This window comes from Nodularia spumigena CCY9414, assembly GCF_000340565.2.
Lineage (GTDB): Bacteria > Cyanobacteriota > Cyanobacteriia > Cyanobacteriales > Nostocaceae > Nodularia > Nodularia spumigena.
Map to the genome: position 1 here is coordinate 4,784,623 of NZ_CP007203.1, position 23,073 is coordinate 4,807,695.

Genomic DNA, 23,073 nt, shown 5'->3' on the forward strand with positions numbered 1-23,073 from the left:
GGTTTAAAGTACTTTCAGAGTAAAATCATCAATAGGTGGGACTTACTTTGATTTCAGATTTACCATAATTTGATTTGTGATATGCGTGTATCTTTCAGCACCCTATATTTTCTAAGTTTTCAAGTAAGTATTTTATTGACAACTGCTGTTCAACCTGGTGTTGCCCAAACGTTATCAAATCCGGATAAATCCACAGGGCAATTACCCACCCTCCCATCTGGTGGTGTTGATGTCCAACAATTGTTACAACCTCCTTCTTCCGAAGGCAACACTAGGCGAACACCGGCATCTGGTGGTGTTGAGGTCCCACAACTGTTACAACCTCCTTCTTCCGAGGGCGACACTAGGCGAACACCTGCATTTGGTGGTGTTGAGGTCCCACAACTGTTACAACCTCCTTCACCTCCATCTGGTGCTGAGGGTTTGAATGACGAAATGTCTTCCCCACTCAACGCCTATCTTTTGGGTCCTGGAGATTTAATTAGTGTTGTGTTTCAGCGCCCGCCTGGCCCCTATCGCTTAGGGACGGGAGATACGATTAGCGTTGCAGTTCAGCGTTTCCCTAATTTGAGTTTTCAATCCTCAATCAATCCAGAAGGCAACATTATCGTGCCACTAATCGGCACGGTGTCGCTACAAGGTTTAACCTTAGAAGAAGCACAAGAAAAAATTCGGGTGTCGCTGGATCGTTTTGTGATTAATCCTGTAATAGTTTTATCTTTAACAGGGCAGCGTCCAGATTCAAGTTTTCAAGCCCAAGTAGATCCAGAAGGCAATATAGTGGTTCCGCAAGTAGGAACAGTTTCTGTAGAAGGGTTGAGTTTGAAAGAGGCACAAGAAAAAATTCGCTTGAGTTTAAGAGACATTTTGGTGGAACCGAATTTGGTGGTGTCATTGGCAAGACCACGACCAGTTCAGGTAACCATTAGTGGTGAAGTGTTTCGACCAGGGATTTATCCTGTTAATTCTTCAACACCCCGTGTTGCTGATGCTCTGTTCATCGCCGGTGGTTCTACAATGAGCGCCGACCTACGGCAAGTGAAAGTCCGTCGGAGATTGATGGATGGTTCTGTGATTTCACAAACTGTTGACTTGTATGCAGTATTGCAAAATGACGGGTCACTGCCGAGTTTACGTTTACAAGATGGCGATGCGATCATTATCCCACGTCAAGAGGTCGGTACTGATGATGGTTACGATCGCAATTTAGTAGCTCGTTCAACCCTGGCTGTACCACAAATTCGCGTCCGGGTTTTAAACTACACGGCATCAGGAATTGTCACTCAAGCGCTGCCTAATGGTAGTAATTTTGTTGATATTTTGGCAGGAATCAATCTAGATCGTGCTAACATCCGCGACATTGCCTTGATTCGTTTCGATGCCGAACAAGGTAAAGCTGTGACTCAGAAACTAGATGCGAGAAAAGCCCTGGCTGGTGATGCTTCACAAAATGTGCCACTTCAAGATAATGATGTGATTGTTGTGGGGCGGAATTTGATTGGTCGAATTACTAATCTGTTTAGTACTATTACCCGACCTTTCTTCGACGCTCGCAGCTTTATTCGCTTCTTTGACTTATTCGATGGATCAAGAAGGTAGTATTGCTGATCTATGGATCTGATGGCCATTCCATCAGGAATAATGAATAATAACTCATAAATTTTGACAATTGACTAAACTCGAATCTGTTTATATATGCCTTTGCCATGACTTCACCAATTGTTAAGCGTTATATTATTGCTTTTGATAAATATAAGTGGATTGGATTAGCCAGTTTTGCTTTAGTTGTCGCTGGAGCAACTGTGGTGGCGATACTGCCAGAACCACAACCGAGCTACATCGCAGACGGTGCGCTTGCCTATACTCGTCCGCCAGTTTCGTTCTCCGCAACTGGTACGGAAATTCAACAACAAGGACAAGAACTGAGTAAGCAAGTTTTGCTATCAGACCAAATTCTGCAAACTGTATCCACGAAAGTGAATGTCAAACCAGAAACCATTCAGACAAATGTCGCCCTGACTCTACCGGAAAGAAGTAGGACGGGTGAACTTCTATCGACCATTATTGAGTTGAGATATCAGGATACTGACCCCAAGCAAGCGCGGCAGATATTGCAGGAATTAATGGGAGCGATGATTGGCCTGAGCGGTGATATTAATACTGGGCGATTAAAAGCAATTATTGAAAAAATTAATGAGCGCATACCCCAGGCGAAATCAGATTTGCAAACAGCAGAACAGAAGCTTGAACAGTACGACCGCCGAGAACGTCCGGCAATATTGGCGGCTGAGAATGGTAGTTTGCTGGGTGCGGTAACTAATAGCCAAAATCAGCAACGGTTAATTCAACTAACTATTGCCGGAATTGATGCCCAAATTGGCAGTTTGCAAGACAAGTTAGGTTTAAATGTGGGACAAGCCTATGTTTCTTCGGCTTTGAGTGCTGATCCGATTCTTTCTAACTTGCGATCGCAAATTTATCAAGTAGAATCTCAAATAACTTTACTCAGTAAAGATTTACGACCAGAAAACCCAACAATGATTCAGTTGGCGCGTCAGAAACAATCTATTGAAGAATTGCTGCAACAACGCGCTGCTGAGGTGGTAGGAGGTGGCGGTACCGCAGCCCCCTTACCAGGGGATGTTTCGGGTATCCGCGCCCAAAGCAACTTAGATCCAGCTCGACAACAGCTAGCAAATCAGATGGTGGGTTTGGAAACCCAACGAGAAACACTCCAACAGCAATTAGCTCAACAAATTCGAGAAGAAGAACGATTACGGCAAGATTATTCTCAAATACCCAACAAGCAACTAGAGCGATCGCGTTTACAACAGGAAGTAGCCCTGAAAAAAGCGATTTATGACCAAATGCAGGCAAAGCTGACCGACTCTAAAACCGCAGAAGCAGAAACGGTTAGTAGCTTAACAGTTGCCAGATTACCTAACGTTGTCAGCGATAGCAGTCAACCTCAGAATGTGCCTCTGACTTTGGGTGTTGGTAGTTTCTTGGGATTGCTAGTTGGCGGTGGCGTAATATTTTTGTTGGGTTCCCTCGACGGCACTTTCAAAACCAAGGAGGATATCCGCGACAGCCTCAGACAACGGGAAATCACCAATCTGGGAGAATTGCCGTTAATGCCTGTGGATGATTTGGATGAAGCAGCCTTACCTGTAATACTTTCGCCGGATTCTCCCTATTTGGAGTTTTATGAAAAGGTTCGTAGCAATTTGCGTCGGATTGGTGGTAAAAAGTTCAAAATGCTGTTGATTACCAGCACTAGCAGCCAAGAAGGTAAGACGGTGACTGCTTATAACTTAGGTATAGCCTCCGCCCTTGCTGGTAAAAGAACTTTGATTATCGAAACAGATTTGCGATCGCCCTCTCATGCTTCATCCCTAAATGTTAGCCCCGATACCGATGTCTCCGTTGAACCCCTGCGCTATTATGCCAGGTTGAATGAATGTATCCGCTTAGTTCCTGAAGTAGAAAATTTATACATTATTCCCAGCCCTGGGCCTGTAAGTCAATCTTCTGCTATCCTCGAATCAAGCGAAATCAAACGGCTCATGGAGGATGTTAGGGAACGTTTTGATTTAGTAATTTTAGATACTAATCCCCTCAGTTCATCCAACGATGCTTTGTTAATTCAACCCTATAGCGATGGCATAGTCTTAGTAGCACGTCCCAACCATACACAAGAAAATATGTTAGGAGAAGCTATTGATCAATTAGTTGAATCTGAACTCGGTTTGTTGGGAGTTATTGTCAACGGTGCTGATATTATCGTTTCCCCATCTCAAGCTTTCTCACCAGAGGAAGAAGCCGGAGTTCTTTCAGAAGTTGTCTAGCTAATACGAACAAAAAATAAAAGCTCCCATAACAAAGATGAGGGAGTAGGCGCAATTATGCCTTATCCCCCTCATCTGTGCGCTACCAGTCCCCTGGTTCACGTTCACATCTCAAAAAATTCAAAATCCCCAATTAATCGCGCCGAAATAACCCGAATAATGGAGCCAGAATTAGCCCAAAAGCAAAGCCGCCGATGTGCGCCCAGTAAGCAACTCCGCCTGATTCCACAGTCATATTAGCAGCTGCTTCCAGGCTGAGAAGACCGGATATCACATTTTGGATCACGAACAGCCCTATCAGAATCATTGCTGGAATCCTGATTGTGGTGACGAAAAAACCCAAAAATAATAAGGTGAAAATTTTCGATTGGGGGAAACGAATAACGTATGCACCCAGAATCCCAGCGATCGCACCACTAGCTCCTAAAGAAGGTATAGTGGAATCCATACTAATAAACCACTGACACAAACCAGCTAAAGCACCGCAGGCTAGATAAAAAATCAAATACTTGAAATGACCCATCCGGTCTTCAATATTATTACCAAAGACCCAGAGAAACACCATATTTGAGATCAGATGCCACCAACCACCGTGTAAAAATTGTGATGTAAATAAAGTAGTCCACTCTAGGGCAAAGTTAGTGGTTAACTCTCGTGGTATGACCGCATAAATCCCAAAGAATTGCTCTAATTGTTCACTTGATAGACTCACTTCATGGAGAAAGACTACAATATTTAAACCAATCAACCCATAAGTGAAATACGGGGTGATTCTGATCGGGTTTTCATCATAGAGGGGAAACACAGGTGTTTTTCCTAATTATCGATTAATTGCAATATAGCCTGTGTTGCCAAGGATGCCAAAAAATCAAAAAAATACCCTGCATTTAATTTAAATAGGTACACAAAAACATTACAACTTCTTTAGGGCTAGGTTTTTGGGTTCTTCGGTACTTTTTCTGGAAAACCAGCTTCAAAATCTTTAAACCCACATTCAGTATGAGTAAATATACTCAAAATATTCTTAAGAGCAGGTTGTTTTCTCAAAAAAATAATTTCATAAAACAGCTAAAACCCTATTAAGATAGGCATTTAACGTTTTTTGTGATCTATGGAGGTGTTCAAAGAATTTAATCTCAAACCAATTAATTTATTGAGAATATTATCAATAAGCTTGATTTGCCGTTAGGTGGAGCAGCGATCGCTGTAATATAGAACTGAGCTTCATTGGCTGAAAAGCTTGTGATCATTGGATTATAGATAATTCCAAAAATTTCAAACATACCTGCTGAATGTGGGTTTAAAATCCTTATTCCGTATGAATTTCATTCAAAATCATGGCATGATTCTTTATAACCGTTGCCCCATAAGGGTTTTGTTATAATCAATCATCAATCACCATAAGAGAGACGCAAGAACCTGTTTTTGCTGGTGGGATTGATCAAAGGAGTACCTAATTCTTGAGTAATGGCTACAGCTTCTTCGTAGCACTGAGAAGACAAAATGAGAAGATTCATCCTTTGATACAATTCTGACAGAGTTTCCAAGACTTCCGATGCTGCTCGACGACATTCCATTTCTCTGAAAATTTTTAAGGCTGATTGTAAATACCCCTCTGTTTCTTGATACTGATTCATCCGCATCAAAGTTTTGCCTATATTACACATTCCCCAGGCTTCTTGAGTTTTGTAGCCAATTTTTTGGGCAATTTCTAAACCCTGTCTATTGTAATTTAGTGCTTGTAAATAATCTTCCAGACAAATATAAACAAGTCCTAAATTGGTTAACACTATAGATTCTTGTTCAGGAGTACCAATTTCTCTCACATTTACCAATTCGTTCTCATAGCAGGCTAGAGCTTTATTATATTGTCCTAAATATATATACGCTAGACCTAACCCTGTATTCACAATATTTTGCAGATTGCGATCGCCAATTTTCTGAGCAATTGTTAAACCTTGTTCATAAAATTGAATGGCAGTACTATGATTACTCTGCATTAAATACACGCTGCCCAAGTTGTTCATTAGTTGAGCTTTCATGGGTTCATCACCTATTTCCGTAGCTATTTCTAAGCCTTTTTGATAACATTTGAAACAATGAGAATATTGACTCATGTTATAATAAACATTACCCAATCCACATAAATAAGCTAGTTCAGTAACAGGATCTAAATTACCCATTTTGATACTTTTTTAATGCCAAATGAATATTCAATACGTTATCCAAAAGGTTGGTATGTCAATGTATATGAGCTAGGAAAAGAACCGAGGAATGTAAAACCAATTGAAATTTATGACAAGAAAATATATGTTTCTAGTCAATGGAATAGCGAAATTATTAAATTGGTTTATACAACAATCTATCCTGTTTCAGTTCCTTTTTATCAAATGATTCGAGAATCTACTAAAACTTCTAATCATCCTCTCGCGCCAAAGATTATGAGAAAAGGATATACGACCATCGGCGGAAGAGAAGCGTATAGAATATGGCGTGCATACGATAGTAAAACCGATGGTAGGTATGAAATTGAAACTTTAATTCATCATACTAATGAAACGATGGTAATTTCTAGCTTATACTTTCCTAGTCATACCCCTATAGCAGTTCCAATTATTCAGCAAATTCATGGTTCATATCGGAGTTTGAGACCATAATTAATTAAAATAATAAAATACCCAATTGGCATGACATTAAAATAATATTAAACAGTATAAAGATAAAATTGGAAGAAAGCTATTGTATTTAAAATCAAGTTTTGAAGTTGTTAATCACTAACATAAGTTATAAAAATATGAGTAATTCAATGCAAAAAATATCTCTTTTATTACAATATCTAATTACAGGTCTTACCTTTGCTACTTCCATAAATGTAGCTAATGCTAGTCCTTTTGCACGAGCAGATTTCGTCAATGAAAGTCAATTTAATTCCCAAGCTATATTTTCCTATGTTGATTTAGGAAGAGTTACAAAATTAGGAAATAGCAAATATAAATATCTCAGATTAATTACACCAGCAGATTTTGTAGGAGAGTATATAGAGTCTGAAGAAAATCTAGCAAAAAGAAAATTGCTAGAAAGTGAAGTTATCGTCAACTGTAATGATATAAATTTACTGCAAATTCAACAAGACCGTTACTATAGAAGTGGTAAATTGATAAAAACAGATAACACTGATAAAGTTATTAGACATAGCGAATCTAACCCGTTAAAAGAAGGAAATTTAATTGTTTGTCGTCTTTTTGATACTGGTTCTTCTCAACCACTAAAACCCGGATTTTATTTTCGTGGCTCAATTGGCATTCAAATTGCTATCAAAGGAAATCGTATTTGTTATGAAGGTATGAGTCGCTATGGTAGAACAGTTGCTTCTGTCATTCGTGACCCCAAATACCTAAGTTTTTATAAACTGGAATCTGTTAAGAAAAAAGGTCAGTCACCAGAACCATTTTATTTAATGCAATTGACATCAGATGCAATTCATTATGGTGATTTTATGGGACTTTCTAGCATTGAAATTGACAGAGGTGGCGGAAATACAAATAGTAAAGAAATGCAGCGATGTTTAAAATCCAATAAAACTTTTTCGTTTTTTGAAGAATCCGAAGAATTTAAACATAGAAACTAAAATCAACCTGTAAATATAATGATCATAGAGGCAATAAATGAAAAGCAAAATAATATTCAATTTGAGCGTGTTTTTAATACTATATGGTGTTGGTGATCCGGGAATAATTGTGATCGCTAAACTTCAAAATTCCCAAGATTTAAGGCAAATTCAAAAAGCTTGGCGTGCTAATCTGAAGACAAGGAAGTTTGAAGCAATTAGTACCAAAGCTATAGTTTGTCAAAACCTAGATCTTTATCCTTAATACAGCAATAATCATTCAATTTTTATTAATAAAAATGGTGTAATTTATGCGTTTTATTCGCTTTTTAATAATTGCTTTTACTACTTTTGTAACTACGATAAACGAAACATGGTTGAGAAAGATTATTTCAATCTTATTATGTGGATTGATTAATGTAAATTCACCTACTAGCTATGCTTTCTTAAATGATAGTAGTAAAGCAAATGCCGCTTTATCACCATTAAATACTAACTCTATAACTAAGGTTGAGGAGAATAGAGGAGGGAGAGATGAGCAAATTTATAACTTGCAATTAGATGGGTTTTCAGAAATTGCACAAATTCCTCGTGTTCGTCAACAGAATCGTCAGTCTGGTACAGGTAATAATCAACAGGAAAAACCAGTAAAAGAAGAAGATTGTCAAGAAGTTAATGCTCAGTACAAAAGTTTGAATAAATCATTAAATCTTTTAGAAAAAACTCAAGAAAAATATAAAAATTTAGAAGCAAAACTTGCTTTCCATAATTACGATTATACTAGAATCACAAATCAACTAGAAGATATATCTACTAGATTAGTTAATGCGGAAGCGCAACTGCGTGAATTACACGAAAATGTTCCTGGTGCTGGCTATAAAGATTATCTAAAGGAAACTCAACGCCTTCGCACAATAGATTGGACTTCAGAACCATCAATATACCAAAAATATCAAGCATTAATTAGTAAGGCTTGTGACAAAATTCCTGATTGGGGTGATATTATTCCTACGTTTAAATATATTGGTAATACTGTTCCTGGTTATACAGATAATCCTTTACTTCAGTTTGCGGTTGAACAAAAAATTACAGGAACAATTGGCACTATACTTGCTAGAAATCCCTATGTATGGCTAGGAATTAAATTATATGATACTGTTAGCCTAACGTGTCTAGCAGATCAATTAGGTAACACTTCTCTGAGTCCAGCCCAATACCGTATTTATCAAAAGTATCAATCAAGAATAAACGCAGTTAACAATGAAATTACAACCCAGGTAGAAAATCTTATGTTCACGGAAAGTGCTATTAATGCAATTAGCCGAGAACGTCAATCAGCTGCTGACCAAATTTATTGGATTATAAATAAAGAGTTATACAACAATAAGGATAGTGATATTGGTCCAATTATTGTACAAGGAAAAAAACCTAGTCCAGAAGCAATGTTGTCTATGTTGCGTGAACTAGATTTATGGAAGGAAGACTTAATAAACAGAATCAATAAACTGCGAAATAGTCCATGTATCAACAATCAAAAACAACCACAGCCAATTGCTAAAGAACCAGAACCATCAGCCAAAGAGCCAGAACAAAGAAGAGGGAAAGAAGTAAAAGGCACAAGTTACGGCGACCCTCACCTCATCACCTTCGACGGACATAGATACAGCTTCCAAACAGTCGGCGAATTTGTCCTGGCCAAATCAACCGATGGAGTTTTTGAAGTCCAAACTCGTCAATCTCCTGTCAATAAATCTCTCTCCCTCAACAGTGCAGTCGCCATGAAAATTGGCAGAAATCGTGTTGCTTTTTATTCCAAAGACTTTCCCGACTCAAACACCAATACACCCTTACGAATTAATGGCAAACCAACAGTTGTAGAAGGTAATTCCCTATCCTTACGAGGAGGCGGTATTATACGTCAACAAAATGACAGTAACTATGTAGTCGAATGGCCTACGGGTGAGAAAGTTACAGTCACAATTTATAGCCGTGGACAGTTTAAATACATGGATGTTTTCCCCTCTGTCTTTGAATCTCAAGCTAATCAAATGGTAGGTTTATTGGGAAATGTTAACGGTAAAGCCAATGATGACCTACGCTTCCGCAATGGCAATATCTTACCTTCCAAATCAACCTATGGAGACCTTAAACAATTGATTGGGCGTATATCACCTATTCGTTTACCCCTTGGTCAATTAGAGAAAATGTACTTTGACCAATTAAATAAAGACTTTGGTAACAATTGGCGAGTTAGTCAGCAAGAATCTTTATTTGATTATCCACAAGGTAAATCAACAGCAACCTTTACAGATAAAGCCTTTCCTGATGCCTACCTTACCCTAGATATGCTATCTCCTACACAACTAGAAAATGCTAGATCACAATGCCTTAATTCTGGAGTAGATGCCAATTTATTAGAAGGTTGTATCTTTGATGTTGGTTTTACAGGCTTTAGTGAATTTGCTGCCCATGCGGCTAAAGTGTCTAACATCCTGGACATAGTTAAAACCGTTATTCCTGGTTTTAAAAATCCCATTCCTGACATTATTCGCAAAATTCCCGGCTTGCCATTTTAAAGAGCATATATCTTATCTGATAGCGTAGCGTGACGCAAGCCATATTTGCTCAGGAATTGATTTGATCACATTTTTCCTATTTTTCAAATTAGTAAACATCCAAGGAGTTCTCAGTGAAAAAAATCCGCAAATTGTTATGGGTAGGTTGTGGAACATTTCTATTTCTCAGCCTCAACCTATTACTACCAATAATTTCTTCCGCCCAAAATCCTAAAACTGCCAACCGCTTGGAAATTTTGGCTCAAGCAGACGAACTTTACCTAGCAGAAAATATTGCCGCAGCAGAAAAACTTTACCGCCAAGTTAAACCCCCTTTTGCCAATGAAAAAGCTTCAGTCAGTAGTATTGATAAACCGATTACTGACCCAGAACAACTTTCTGGTGCTGGTCGAGTATATTGGCGTAATGCCACTGAAGGAATGCAACAGGGACTCACCAGTAAAATCTTCGTCCCCCTCAAAATGCTCCTAGAAAAACAGCCGGAATTTGTTCCTGCTTATGCACTTTACGCTGAAGCTTCTAAAAAGTACGGTAACGAAAAAGATGTAATTCCTATCCTAGAGAAGGGAGTAGCAACTTTTCCTGAATCTGTAGAACTAAATAAAGCTTTAATCAAAGCACAGGAAGAAGCTGAACAATATTTAGAAGCTTCTATTACTGCCCGTCAATTTGCTATTGTTTATCCCAACAGTCCAGAAGCAGCTGACTTTGCCAATATTGCTGATAAGAATTTTCAACGCTTTCGTAGCAAGCTCAATGAACAAATAATTTTGCAGGGAATTCTTGGTGCAACAATTGGTGTTTTGACTGGTGATGCAACTAACCAAGCTGTACGACTCGCTCCTTTAATGCTTCAAGGTGAATCTGGGATGGGGGCGCAAGTTGCGGCTGCTTATAAGCAACGACTAACTTTAATAGAAGACCCGACTATTGTGGAATATGTTAGCCGTCTGGGTAATGATATTGCCAACTTGATGGGGCGAAAAGATTTTGAATATGAATTTAATGTTGTCAAAGATGATAGTATTAATGCCTTTGCTTTACCTGGTGGTAAGGTATTTGTCAACACTGGGGCAATTATGGCTGCTAATTCAGAAGCGGAATTGGCAGGACTATTAGGACATGAAATTGGTCACGCAGTATTATCTCACGGATTTCAAAGGATAACTAATACCAATTTAGTGGCCAATGTAGGACAGATTATTCCTTTTGGCAATCTCATTTCTACTTTAGCAATCTTGGACTATAGCCGTGAAAACGAAGCTCAGTCCGATATTATTGGTACTCGTGTCTTATCTGCTGCTGGTTATGCGGCTGATGGTTTACGCAACTTCTTTGTCACTATGAAACAGCAGGAAAAAGGACAAAAGATTCCCGTTTACCTCCGCACTCACCCAACCTCTGATGCAAGAATTCGCTATCTGGAAGAAATTATTAAGGGTAATGGTTACAATCGCTACGCGTTTGAAGGTGTAAAAACACATACAGAAATCAAACAAAAACTGAGGAAAATCCTTGAAGGATGATAGATATCTTAAGTTATGCAAAAATTGAAACTACTTTGCACTTATTGAGCGTGGTTAACTTTATTTCCTCTTCTCCCATGAAACCAGCTTCTTGGTTACTTACTGCCTATCAACTCGTAAATTACAGGGAATTTCTCCTAAATAAGGTATATGCGTAGCGGGCAAGACTTGTACTGAGGGTAGTCGAAGTATGCCCGCACTACACGATTTGTATCATTTATGTTTATACTTCATTTACTTGCAAACTCTACCCAGATAGAGATTCTTCATGGGATTTGTCGTTAAATAAACCCAGCAGAGGTCCAAGAACTGCCCCAAATACAAAACCTGCTGCATGGGCCCAATAGGCAATACCGCCGCTTTCCATACCAATATTTGTGGGTGCTTCTAGACTGGCTATTCCGTAAAAAGCTTGTTGGATAAACCAAAATCCCAAAAAGAAGTATGCGGGAACGCGGAAAGAGGGGAAGAAAAATCCTAAAGGTACGACACCGAGAATTTCCACTTGGGGAAACCGCAGAATATATGCTCCCATCACGCCAGCGATCGCACCACTTGCTCCTAAAGAAGGAATGGTAGAATCTTGAGCGAAGAACCATTGTGCCAAAGATGCCAAAACACCGCAAGATAAATAAAACAGTAAATATTTAGCACGTCCTAACTTTTCTTCAATATTATTCCCAAACACCCAGAGAAACAGCATATTGCCCCCTAGATGTAAGAAACCCCCATGCAAAAATTGTGCAGTAATCAAAGTTGCCCATTTTGGTACAGCCTGATTGACAGAGATTCCAGAAAAACTTAAGGTGAGTTCTTGGGGAATTACAGCCGCCAGATGAAAGAACTCATTTAATGCTTGGGGAGGAAGACTGGCTTCATAAAGAAAAGCCAAAACATTGGCTGTAATCAGTCCATAAGTTACATAAGGCGTGATTTGTGTAGGACAGGACTTACGCAAAATCATGAAAAAACGAACCACAAAGAACGCGAAGGACACGAAGGAAAGAGGGTTGCAGAGAGTTATTGCGTAAGTCCTATAGGATTATTATCTTTAATTGGAACCACTGGTATTTTCCTGATCTTCGAGTCACTAGCCTCACATTACTGAATATTGTCAGTATTTTCTTCTACCTGTGGTTTAAATTTGTCATGGTTGCCAAAAAACAAGCCCTTCTGACAGTTAGCGTAGAAGGGTAAAGCGATGCTATTCAAAATCATATCAAGCCCTTAACAAAATTAAATCTTAATGTTTGTGCTGATTCTGAGCAAGGCTCAAATATTGATCAGCGTAGCGAAAAGCTGAGAAACAGTCATAAGCAGCTATAGATACAGCTTGCAAGAAAACCTTGATGGGAATCTCCAATTCTGCAAGTTTTTGGGTTAAAAACAACAATTCTTTATCTGTTGCCGGAAAAGCAGTTTCTTCTTCCCATTCTGGTTCATTCAAGGCATTTTCAATGAATACTTTAGACATTTTGTACCTCCCCAAAAGCAAAATATGCAAAGCCGCCGATAAAATTTAGCGCTGTTCACGAGTCTGTAAGTTAATAGGAATTTCAGCATTAGAACATCCGATTTCTTGCAAAATTTCCCCACAATAAGCACTGATTTCAGTGAGTGAGGCTCGCTCCCACTCAAGAGAAATTTCTTTGGCTCGGTTCCAATTAACTCGAATCACAGTATTTGCAGGGTCGTTCATAAAATGAACCCTAATAAACTCGATAAATGCAGTTTTACTCAGAAGGACAAATTAGCGTAACCGTATTTATGCGGGATTTATGAAGACCACATATCAAAATATCAGCGCATTTGCGGAAATACTTACAAACAGATAAATCGTTGATTTCTATGTTCCCAATTATTCCCCAGAAAAACGCTCCAGAAGCCCTATAACCATTCTGGAGCATTCAACCGGATAAATGATCAATTCATTTTCCCGTATTTTTACTTATTTTCCTTTAGACATTTTGGGATACATTCACACCCATAATTTTTGCTGGCATGACAATACCGTAATATCCAGCAGCAATGGCGGCTAGAGCATTCAGCCAAACATTATTTCCAAAAATAGGCATTAAGCCAAAAAATGACTTAGCAAAGGGTAAAAATCCCATAATTGCTAGTACGGCATAAACAACTGCAAAAACACGATTGAAGATGCGAGCGCTGTTAGCATTGTTGTAGGAAGCAATTCCCCAAAATCCCACAGCACAACGTACCAGGTTATGCAAGAAATTAGTGGGAATTACTCCAAATATCAAACCAAATCCCGCAGCATAAGCGTTAGGAGCTACATCAGCCGGGATATAAGGTGCGCTTGTTCCTGGTAATGAAACTAAAGCTGGGATAAATCCAGCTAAACCTAATAGCAAATAAATAACACCGATGCTCAAAGCGCAGTAACGCTCGGTCATTCTTGCTCTGTTGACGTTTTCTATATTCATTTTTACCTCTGGTATGTGAAATCTTCATGAAATACTAAGTAGGTCGGCGGAAATAAAGTTAACTAGCTAGGGTCGTCATTGGTCATTTGTCATTGGTCATTAGTAAGGGTTTGGTCCCTGTTTACGAGTCTTAACATAGTTTGGTTTATTCATGCTTACCTACTTAGCTGCTAGCTGAAATGTCGCTGCAACTCATTGATTAAACAAATAACAACGGGTTATCTCTAGTCAGTTTGTTAGCGAGACATAATACTTTCTATTCAACTCAATTTTCTGGGGTGTAACTCTATCGCAAGGTAGGATTAAGAGGTGAAAATGCCTGAGTTTAAAGTTACTTTTTTTAAAGTTATGAAATATAATTAGGTAAATGTGATATCTAGATATTAGATTTTTTACGTCTATATATCTTGAGCATTTTATAGCTATTGCCTAATCAATAGGTACTACAAGAATTATTCGACCACAGATATAGACGCGTTAGCGGCTTGCCGTAGGCTACACAGATAATATGGTTGATAGTAGACTAGGAAATGCTATTTAATTAAATTAACCTACTGAGCAGCTATACAATGCAGATTATTCAGTCTCTCCATACGGCGATACTCGTGACTGACTTAGAAAAATCCGCAAATTTTTATGGGAAAGTATTGGGATTGTCTAAAATAGACCGTTCTTTGAAGTATGCTGGTGCATGGTATCAAGTGGGTAATTATCAAATTCACTTGATAGTTGCATCTACTGTCCCTACAGATAACCCTGATGCAAAATGGGGACGTAATCCTCATATCGCTTTTTCGGTTGCTGATTTGGATGTTGCTAAACAAGAGTTACTCGATCACAATTATCCCATTCAAATGAGTGCTTCTGGTCGCGCCGCTCTCTTCACTCAAGACCCGGATGGGAATATTATTGAACTAAGTCAGCAGTGATGTGGAATTTGGGTAATGAAAATTATTGCATATTCTTACAGTAATCCCTTATTAGAAGCTTCTGTTGATGTTAATGATTGGGGATGGGAGGTGGATCGAGTTTATCAAGATTTGGGTAAAAGAACGCAGTTACAAAAATTAATCACAGACTGTAAATCTGAACCAGCAAATTATCTGCTTATTCATCGTTTAGAAGAATTGGGCGAGAGTTTGGAGCAAGTGAGCGATCGCTTGCATGAACTTGAAGCATTAGGCATAATCATCATAGCCACCGAACAACCCTACACTTCGGAAAATTCCCATATAGCCTCTGACTTGTGGAAATTACTCCAGGAAATCCAACGTCAGTACCATAGCCGCAGCATCCGCCAAGCACACGCCTACAACCGTCTACAAGCCTCACCTCCTCCCGGTAAAGCTCCCTATGGCTATCGTCGTAGTAAAGACAAATATACTATTGATCGCAGTACCTCACCAGTAGTTAAAGATTTTTTTGAACACTTCTTACTTTATGGTTCCCTGCGAGGCGCAGTGCGTTACTTGGCGAAAAAATATGCTAAAAAAATCTCTGTCACTACCGGAAGACGCTGGCTAACTAATCCCGTTTATCGAGGTGATACCGCTTATCACCATGATCAAATTATCTCTGATACCCATCTTCCCATAATTTCCAGAGAAGAAGCGGCTCAAATTGACCGAATTTTACGCCGTAACAGTCGTTTACCCTCTCGAACTGCTAGCGCACCCCGTTCTTTAGCTGGGTTGGTGATTTGTAGTCAGTGTCAGTCACATACAACTGTCACCCGCGTCACCCAGCGCCACCAAGATAAAGAGTATCTTTATTTACGCCCTATTAGCTGTCCTCAAAATCCTAAATGTCGGGCTATTCCCTACCAGGATGTATTAGAACATACCATTAAAATGATTTGTCGTGATTTACCCCTGGCTGTAGCCGGAATGGATTTTCCCCAGTTGGATAGCATTAAGAACAGTTTAGGGCAAGCGATCGCACGTCAGCAAGAAATACTCCAGCAATTACCCGCTTTAGTCAAAACCGGAATTTTGGACGATGAAACCGCGAAATTAAGAGCCTACAAACTCCGCACAGAAATTTCTCAACTCCAAGCCAAACTAGCCACACTTCCCCCAGTCAACTTGCGTTCTGTCGCTCAAGCTGTTTCAATTCCCCAATTTTGGTTCGACTTATCAGAAGCAGAAAGAAGGTTTTATTTCCGAGAATTTATCAAACAAATTGAAATTCTTCGCCAAGGAAAACACTGGGAATTACGCATAATTTTTATTTTTTAGCAGAAGATGTCGGTGCTTTACCTGTATTCCGCACATTTACAACTTTACCCAACAAATCAAACCAAAACGGCGCACCCATAGAAATCGCCACACCACTGACAAACCAGCCGCAAATCATCATGAAAAATTTCCCCATAGAAAAATGATACTTTTGACTGGGATGCCAATCAATTTGCTGTTCTAAATTAATAGCACTCCAACCAATTGGTAAAGCGACATCTGCTAAAACTTCTTCAGTTTGTTTTTTTAAATTAGCTAAATTTTCCGATGAATCCATACTATTTTTCTGCACAATTTGCCCAGCATTATTAACAATAGCAATGCGTACAGAAGAATCTTTTGATAATCTGCTCACAATATGAAATGCATCAACATTGGCAAGCACTGCCAGGCTAAAGCCAATTAACAGCGACACTCCTTTGGCATTTCGTCTGTAGACACCGCAAGCTCGCTCCATTGATTTATCAAAAGTCTGCTCTATCTCTTGTTGTAATATATAAATTCCTTCTTCTGTATTTTTAGCTTTTGTTTCAGCACGCTTTGCTAAATTAGCCATATTATTTATGACCGATGGCGGCAGTGTTTTTGTGAATACTTGCAGTTGTTCACTGAAATATTGAAATGTTTTATATGCTTCACTATTTGGGTCTTTAAATTCATTGAATAATTCTTGGTGAATATCACTACCTATATTGATTAACTGGAGGACTTCATTAATATTAGGTCGCAAACATTTGAGCGCAATAGTTTGTTCAATGTTGTTAAAAATATCTTCTCGGAGAAATCTCAGCTTTTGTAAGGTTTTGCCAGCAAAAAAGTCTTCTGGCATATCTTCTTGAAAAATCTCTATGTATCTATCTAAACTTTGCGCCATGCGATTCATGCTATTAACCAAGTCAGCTTTATCTTTTTGGAAATCAGCAATAATTTTGGCAAAGCTTTTCTCAACTATTTCTGTAAATTCATCGTAGATACTCACTGAAAATTGAGTTATGTGGTCATCTATATTATTTACCTGGTGATGAAACTTTAACAAGATATTTCGCATCTCATGTAACTGCTCATCTTGAAAATTCATCAGCCTTGATTCAGTTAATTTATCAACTAGTGCTGGTATCCCTAATGTTTCCATGAGAGTTGTAGCAAAAATATCCGCAGGAATATAAGATGGCGCACTATGTTTTATACTATTTGACTTGCTATTGTCATCTTTTTGTGTATATCCAAAAATACTTTTAGTTCTTTTTTCTCCAGATAGGGAAAATTTCACAGGAAGAGATGATAAGAACCAAACAAACTGGCGAGGTAAATTCGTTAAAAAACCTTTTGATTCCTGGTTGACACTTTTAATCAAGGGATGGTTGTACAATTTATTTACCAGGTCTAACACACTATCATTATCTGAATTGGCTGCATCACCAGCCACAAGAATTTCTATGGATTTTTTTAGGTGAACTGCACGCCATTGTAAAATCGTCGTAATCATTTCCTGAATTTCGGAAGCTAACAAGCTAAAAATTAAGTAAATAAAAATTAAACCAATAGTTATATCTAAAATAAAAGGTAAACTCATTGACACGTTCCCCAACAGGTAGCTAGCATATGATGATTGCTACTATTTGTATCATTTTTATCAACTAATAATTGTTAAATAAATTGAACAAAACTCGCCTAAATTTATCTAAAAATTATCGTTGTCGAGAGAAAATTGAGTTAACCTTAGAACTTAGGAATTCTTAAGAATAGATATTGTTACTGGGTGACAAAATTAGAGATTCGCTCAGGTCTCTATGCAATCAAACCAGCAAGTAAAATGATGATCATAGAATATGCAAGAAGGAAGATTTATTTGGGGCCATCTAGAAAGACAGCATCGCGCGGTGAATAAATGGATTGATTGGGTATGGCTAATGGTATTACTGTGCGCCGCAGTCTTACTGTTTACTATCAATCTGGGAGGCTTACCCTTGCGAGATGCGGATGAAGCGACGGTGGCACAGGTTGCTAGGGAAATTTGGACTGCTCCAGCAGGTTCTCTGCGATGGCTTTACCCAACTTTAGGCGGTGAACCTTATCATAACAAACCACCTTTGATACATTGGCTGATTGCTGGGGCTTATTCTTTAGGAGGCGTGAATGAATGGACAGCCCGCTTACCTAGTGCAATTTTAACAGCTTTTTCCGTACCATTGCTATATGGTATTGGTCGAGAGATATTTCGTCAACGTTGGGCAGCGATTTATAGCGCCTTGATTTATCTGACAATGCTGCCGGTGGTGCGTCATGGTAGATTGGCGATATTAGATGGCGCAGTGGTGAGCTTTTTCATGGTGATGATCTTGTGCTTGTTGCGATCGCGCCGGGATTTACGTTACTGTCTTGGTGTGGGCATCGGACTAGGGTTAATTTGTTTAACTCAGGGGTTATTAGGTATATTATTTAGTGCGATCGCCATTGTCTTTCTACTTTGGGATACACCCAGATTGCTCACCAGTCACTATTTCTGGATAGGTATCTTCATCGGTATTTTACCTGTAGCTGGTTGGTATAGCGCCCAACTCCTGCACTACGGTGACAGTTTTGCTCAACTTGGCCTTATCAATCAATCCCTCAGCCCCATCGAGACAATTGCCAAAAACACTGCACCACCTTGGTACTATGTGATCGAAATTCTCAAATGGACATGGCCTTGGTTAATTTTTTTACCCCAAACCCTGCGCTTAATCTGGGAAAATCTTAACCTTAGCTGGGCGAAACTCTTACTGGTATGGAGTCTCGTCTATTTACTGATTATTTCCTTCATGAGTATAAAACTACCTTGGTACTTATTCCCCATTTACCCTAGTTTAGCCTTAGCTTTTGGCGCTCAGTTAGCAGAAATAGAAAATCAACCCATCGGATCATCCTATCCACGGGTTTGGGTAGCTGGTTTATCAATACTAGCTGTAGTAGCTTCTGCTGGTAGCATTTACTTCAGTAGCGGCACAGTACATAAAACCGACTTACAGCTAATTTTTGCCGCCGTAGCTTTGACTATGACTTTAGCCGCTATTTTAGCAGAACGAGGCAATGGGCAATTCTTGAAAATTTTGTTGTGGGGAAGTTATATTTCACTACTGCTATTAATGAAATCAAACTATTGGGTTTGGGAATTAGCGGACGCTTATCCAGTCAAACCAGTAGCGGCGATGATCAAGCAGCTAGATCCGACAGTGAACAAGATTTATACATCTTATTCTTACCATAGACCCTCATTAGATTTTTATAGCGATCGCACCATTATTCCCGCTTCTGTCACCGAACTGCAATATTATTGGCACTATACTGGACAACCCTACTTTTTAATCCCTACAGATGTGAGCCAAGAACTCCAACTCGGATCAATGAAAGTGATTGATCGAGCTGAAGACTGGATATTAATCACCAAAGAAAATTAATTTTTGCCCTTATCCCCATTATTCCTTTTCTTGAATATTTTCCGTAGTCGGAAATTGCTGATCGTATCTGGTATTTTGCTGCGTCACAGTCATAATACTCAAGAAAATAGCCAGACCCACAGCCAAACTTAATATCGGACGCTTGATTAGAATAAAATCTCGTATAATTCTAGCTAAAGGACTACTTTGACGACGTAGAGCCGAACACAGCATTATTTGTTTAAGCATAAAGGGGTCGCGGACATAATGGCCACTGCGACAGACTACTAGTCTTTGCTGACAATACGGACAGCTAAACAAGCCAATATGTGACTCGGCTAGTCTTTGCTTGGCATTTCTTTGACAAATTGGGCAAGCAAGATAATCATTATCAAAGGTGTGTATATTCATCTACCTCGTCCGCTTAGTCCATTTACTCGCTCTATCAGAATAGCTATATTGCTTTTTGGAGAAATACTTAGTAGACGACCTCACAGTGTGATCTGACATCAGCCATGAATCACGGCTGTAATTGTATTTCTACGAAGCATGGCTCAATGGTCGCTACATGAGTATAGCTAGATTTGGGTGAAGATGGCTGATGTTTACTGCTGGCCTCTGGTGTATCCATTCAGTTCACATATTTTATATTTTCTCTACAGAGAATAAGTCAGCCCTCACCTGCACCCAAATAGCGATCGTTAACCATTGATAATTAATTCTCTCTTATTTAACCATTGTCATGATCAAAATTTTAACAAGCCAAATGTTTTTTTACTAAAGCTTTCCCAAACTAACAAATTACACTTAACTTGTCTGCTGGATAAAGAATCGCTGACAATGAGAAGTAGCAGCTAAAAATTTAACCTTTTTCTTACATTTACCCTACCCCTGAATGACTCTCTTGCCTAAGAGCGAACTGAGGAAGGTAACGGAACAACCTATATTTCCTAAACCTTCTACTCGTTTAACACAACTGATTAACCGTTTTCAACTATCCCCGGAAACCGTTGTACTATTTTTAGCCCTGCTCATTGGCGGTGGTACTGGTATGGGTGTAGTCACATTTCACTATTTAATTGAGCTAATTGATCACCTGATGCGAGAAAAATTCATCGGTGCAATTGGTGTTTGGAGTGAGTGGACTTTCGCCTGTATTCCCATTTTGGGTGGGTTAATTGTGGGATTGATGCGTTGGTATGCTCAAGACTTTGGCCCTGGACTTTCATCGATGATTGCGGCCTCTCAGGGAACAGAACTCAAACAACAATTACGACCAGTCACAAAAATGTTAGCTGCATCTGTTTCCTTGGGAAGTGGTGCTTCCTTGGGGACAGAAGGGCCAAGTGTAGAAATTGGGGCAAATTTTGGAATGCTGTTGTCCGTAATTCTCAAAGTATCTCAAGAGCGACAACGGTTACTTTTAGGTGCTGGTGCGGCGGCTGGGTTAGCGGCGGGATTTAACGCGCCCATTGCTGGAGTATTTTTTGCTCTAGAAGTAGTCATGGGCGCAACATCTTTTGCTACTTCTGCCGTGAGTGTGGTATTGCTAGCCGCAGTCGTAGCAGCATTAATTGCTCAAATTGGCTTGGGCGCACAACCTGCTTTTGATTTACCTGTTTACCAAGTCCGCAGTCTTTTAGAATTACCGCTTTATCTGGGGTTAGGTTTAGGTGCAAGTTTAGTTTCTCTGACTTATACAAGCACAATTCGTTTAGCAAAAGCTGGCTTTGCTGGGTTAGTTTCTGGTTTTGGCTTATTAGGGAGCATTCCTCAACCCGTTCATCCCTTGATTGGCGGCGTAATTCTCGGCGCAGTCGCTTTACAATTTCCCCAAATTTTAGGCATTGGTTACGAAACTGTGGAAGCCATGCTTCAGGATGTAGAGTTTTCTCTGCATCTATTAATTATATTGTTAGTGCTGAAATTATTGATGACCGCAATCAGTACCGCTAGTGGTTTTGTTGGTGGTTTATTTGCACCAGCCATGTTTCTCGGTGCTTCTTTTGGAGCTGCTTACGCTCAAATCATTACCCTGTTATTTCCGGCAATTGGTGAGGTGATGGCGGCTCCCCCAGCCTATGCAATGGTAGGGATGGCAGCAGTTTTAGCGGCCAGTGTCAGAGCGCCATTAACAGCTATTTTGATGTTATTTGAATTAACCCGTGACTACCGCATTGTTTTACCTTTAATGGCAGCAGTCGGTTTAAGTGTCTGGATAACAGAACAGTTTCAGCCAAATTTTAACTCTAATTCTAATCTGCAACAAATTGGTCTTTCTGAGTTGAAAGACGAACAGGCGGAAATTGTCCAGCAAATTTTGGTAGAAGATGCTATGGTGATTAGCCCCAAAAAGTTGCCCGCAACCTTGGGAGTGTTAGAAGCAGCTCTAGAAATGATCAGCTCGCGCTGTCGTAGTGCTTTAGTAATTGATGAAGCAGAGCAATTAGTTGGTATCCTATCTCTAGAAGACATTAATCGTGTTTTGCGTCTTTCTCAAAATCACTCGCCTTCTTCCAGTGAAATTCCCAGTAATTTAGCTAATCAAACTCTGATTGATATTTGTACCACTGAAATTATCTATGCTTGGCAAGATGAACTGTTGTCTGAAGCTTTAGATCGCATGACTCTTCGAGGTTTGCACCAGTTACCTGTGGTAGCACGAGATAATTCTGAGTACATTTTAGGCTTAATAGAACGAGAGCAAGTTAAATTAATATGCAGCTTGGCTGTCACGCAGAAAGCACTACAGGAATTGAGTCATTAGTCATTAGTCATTAGTCATTGGTCATTGGTCATTAGCCCTTCGGCTACGCTCAGGGTAAATAATTGGTCATTGGTAATTAGCCAATGGTCAGTGGCCAGTGGAAAAATTAAGAACTGACAACTGACAACTGACAACTGACAACTTTTTACGCTGAAGCCTCTATGGCTTCCATACCTTCCTTCTCAGCTTCGTCTACCTGTTTCAGACGAATATGTTTTTTCCCTAGAGTGATGAAAAATTCATCTCCTGGTTTGAGATTCATCTGTTTTGTATAAGCTGAACCTATGAGTAAATTACCGTTTGATTGCACGCTAATTCTATAGCTAGCACTGCGCCCGCCACGTCCATTAGCACTGGGTGAACTGTCTAACTGAATGCCTTCAGCATCAATGAGGGCATTCAAAAATTTCATCATATTCACACGCTCTATACCATTTTTGGTAACGGTATAATAGCCGCACTGCTTGGCTTTATCTTCTTTGCTAAGGCTCTCTAGCTCTTTAACTTTTTTCAGCAGTTCTTCACCCTGTAGTGGGTCTATTTTTTTCAGTTTAGGCATCAACTTAGGTCGAAAATGAATGGTTGAAGTAGTTGAATCGATTTGAGTTTAGCTGACTTTGAGCTAGTAGGAACGGAATCCTTTAGTTTTTAT

Annotated in this window: 20 protein-coding genes; 11 read left to right on the forward strand and 9 right to left on the reverse strand. The window is 39.3% G+C overall.

The window, feature by feature from the left end; genetic code table 11:
• Positions 1 to 81: 81 nt before the first annotated feature.
• Both NSP_RS20870 and NSP_RS20875 read left to right on the forward strand, forming a co-directional pair.
• A complete protein-coding gene (locus NSP_RS20870; RefSeq protein ID WP_006198960.1) occupies positions 82 to 1,599 on the forward strand; it encodes a polysaccharide biosynthesis/export family protein in 1,518 nt (505 codons plus the stop codon).
• A gap of 107 nt (positions 1,600 to 1,706) precedes the next feature.
• Positions 1,707 to 3,848 carry a GumC family protein gene (locus tag NSP_RS20875; RefSeq protein ID WP_006198961.1) on the forward strand — a complete coding sequence of 714 codons (2,142 nt, stop codon included), beginning with the start codon at positions 1,707 to 1,709 and terminating at the stop codon, positions 3,846 to 3,848.
• 133 nt (positions 3,849 to 3,981) lie between these two features.
• Here the strand turns inward: NSP_RS20875 and NSP_RS20880 are convergent, their stop codons facing one another.
• A complete protein-coding gene (locus tag NSP_RS20880; RefSeq protein WP_006198962.1) occupies positions 3,982 to 4,653 on the reverse strand; it encodes a rhomboid family intramembrane serine protease in 672 nt (223 codons plus the stop codon).
• Between the two features lie 586 nt (positions 4,654 to 5,239).
• Positions 5,240 to 6,031 carry a tetratricopeptide repeat protein gene (locus NSP_RS20885; RefSeq protein ID WP_006198963.1) on the reverse strand — a complete coding sequence of 264 codons (792 nt, stop codon included), beginning with the start codon at positions 6,029 to 6,031 and terminating at the stop codon, positions 5,240 to 5,242.
• 15 nt (positions 6,032 to 6,046) lie between these two features.
• On the opposite strand from NSP_RS20885, the gene NSP_RS20890 reads away from it, so the two are divergent.
• From NSP_RS20890 to NSP_RS20910, 5 genes are all read left to right on the forward strand, one after another.
• Positions 6,047 to 6,505 (forward strand): hypothetical protein, encoded by a 459-nt coding sequence (locus tag NSP_RS20890; protein WP_006198964.1) that lies wholly within the window; start codon positions 6,047 to 6,049, stop codon positions 6,503 to 6,505.
• Positions 6,506 to 6,642: 137 nt separating this feature from the next.
• Entirely contained in the window at positions 6,643 to 7,476 is an 834-nt protein-coding gene (locus NSP_RS20895) for a hypothetical protein (protein ID WP_144360582.1), read from the forward strand.
• Positions 7,477 to 7,513: 37 nt separating this feature from the next.
• A complete protein-coding gene (locus tag NSP_RS20900) occupies positions 7,514 to 7,720 on the forward strand; it encodes a hypothetical protein (RefSeq protein WP_006198543.1) in 207 nt (68 codons plus the stop codon).
• Positions 7,721 to 7,865: 145 nt separating this feature from the next.
• Positions 7,866 to 10,031 (forward strand): VWD domain-containing protein, encoded by a 2,166-nt coding sequence (locus NSP_RS20905; protein ID WP_231859502.1) that lies wholly within the window; start codon positions 7,866 to 7,868, stop codon positions 10,029 to 10,031.
• 113 nt (positions 10,032 to 10,144) lie between these two features.
• Positions 10,145 to 11,557 (forward strand): M48 family metalloprotease, encoded by a 1,413-nt coding sequence (locus NSP_RS20910; RefSeq protein WP_006198545.1) that lies wholly within the window; start codon positions 10,145 to 10,147, stop codon positions 11,555 to 11,557.
• A 247-nt stretch (positions 11,558 to 11,804) separates the two neighbouring features.
• Here the strand turns inward: NSP_RS20910 and NSP_RS20915 are convergent, their stop codons facing one another.
• The 4 genes from NSP_RS20915 to NSP_RS20930 form a co-directional block, all read right to left on the reverse strand.
• Positions 11,805 to 12,521 (reverse strand): rhomboid family intramembrane serine protease, encoded by a 717-nt coding sequence (locus NSP_RS20915; RefSeq protein WP_006198547.1) that lies wholly within the window; start codon positions 12,519 to 12,521, stop codon positions 11,805 to 11,807.
• A 279-nt stretch (positions 12,522 to 12,800) separates the two neighbouring features.
• Positions 12,801 to 13,031, reverse strand: coding sequence for a hypothetical protein (locus NSP_RS20920; RefSeq protein ID WP_006198548.1), 231 nt, complete (start codon positions 13,029 to 13,031; stop codon positions 12,801 to 12,803).
• Between the two features lie 45 nt (positions 13,032 to 13,076).
• Positions 13,077 to 13,256: a hypothetical protein gene (locus NSP_RS20925; protein WP_006198549.1), complete on the reverse strand. Its 180-nt coding sequence runs from the start codon at positions 13,254 to 13,256 to the stop codon at positions 13,077 to 13,079.
• Between the two features lie 259 nt (positions 13,257 to 13,515).
• Positions 13,516 to 13,995 carry a DUF4383 domain-containing protein gene (locus NSP_RS20930; RefSeq protein ID WP_042202919.1) on the reverse strand — a complete coding sequence of 160 codons (480 nt, stop codon included), beginning with the start codon at positions 13,993 to 13,995 and terminating at the stop codon, positions 13,516 to 13,518.
• A 575-nt stretch (positions 13,996 to 14,570) separates the two neighbouring features.
• Between NSP_RS20930 and NSP_RS20935 the strand changes: the two genes are divergently transcribed.
• Positions 14,571 to 14,930, forward strand: a complete 360-nt coding sequence (locus NSP_RS20935) for a VOC family protein (RefSeq protein WP_006198551.1) — start codon at positions 14,571 to 14,573, stop codon at positions 14,928 to 14,930.
• 15 nt (positions 14,931 to 14,945) lie between these two features.
• Complete coding sequence (locus NSP_RS20940; RefSeq protein WP_006198552.1) at positions 14,946 to 16,238, forward strand: recombinase family protein; 1,293 nt, start codon at positions 14,946 to 14,948, stop codon at positions 16,236 to 16,238.
• On the opposite strand, the gene NSP_RS20945 is transcribed toward NSP_RS20940, so the two are convergent.
• Positions 16,228 to 17,811, reverse strand: coding sequence for a hypothetical protein (locus tag NSP_RS20945; RefSeq protein ID WP_006198553.1), 1,584 nt, complete (start codon positions 17,809 to 17,811; stop codon positions 16,228 to 16,230). The two genes, NSP_RS20940 and NSP_RS20945, sit on opposite strands and share 11 nt — an antisense overlap.
• Before the next feature lie 256 nt (positions 17,812 to 18,067).
• On the opposite strand from NSP_RS20945, the gene NSP_RS20950 reads away from it, so the two are divergent.
• Positions 18,068 to 19,675: an ArnT family glycosyltransferase gene (locus tag NSP_RS20950; protein ID WP_006198554.1), complete on the forward strand. Its 1,608-nt coding sequence runs from the start codon at positions 18,068 to 18,070 to the stop codon at positions 19,673 to 19,675.
• Between the two features lie 18 nt (positions 19,676 to 19,693).
• Here NSP_RS20950 and NSP_RS20955 read toward each other — a convergent pair whose 3' ends face one another.
• Complete coding sequence (locus NSP_RS20955) at positions 19,694 to 20,065, reverse strand: hypothetical protein (protein WP_017804391.1); 372 nt, start codon at positions 20,063 to 20,065, stop codon at positions 19,694 to 19,696.
• Positions 20,066 to 20,549: 484 nt separating this feature from the next.
• On the opposite strand from NSP_RS20955, the gene NSP_RS20960 reads away from it, so the two are divergent.
• Entirely contained in the window at positions 20,550 to 22,421 is a 1,872-nt protein-coding gene (locus NSP_RS20960) for a chloride channel protein (protein WP_044482787.1), read from the forward strand.
• A 145-nt stretch (positions 22,422 to 22,566) separates the two neighbouring features.
• Here NSP_RS20960 and NSP_RS20965 read toward each other — a convergent pair whose 3' ends face one another.
• Positions 22,567 to 22,980, reverse strand: a complete 414-nt coding sequence (locus NSP_RS20965) for an AbrB family transcriptional regulator (protein WP_006198558.1) — start codon at positions 22,978 to 22,980, stop codon at positions 22,567 to 22,569.
• Between the last annotated feature and the right edge of the window lie 93 nt (positions 22,981 to 23,073).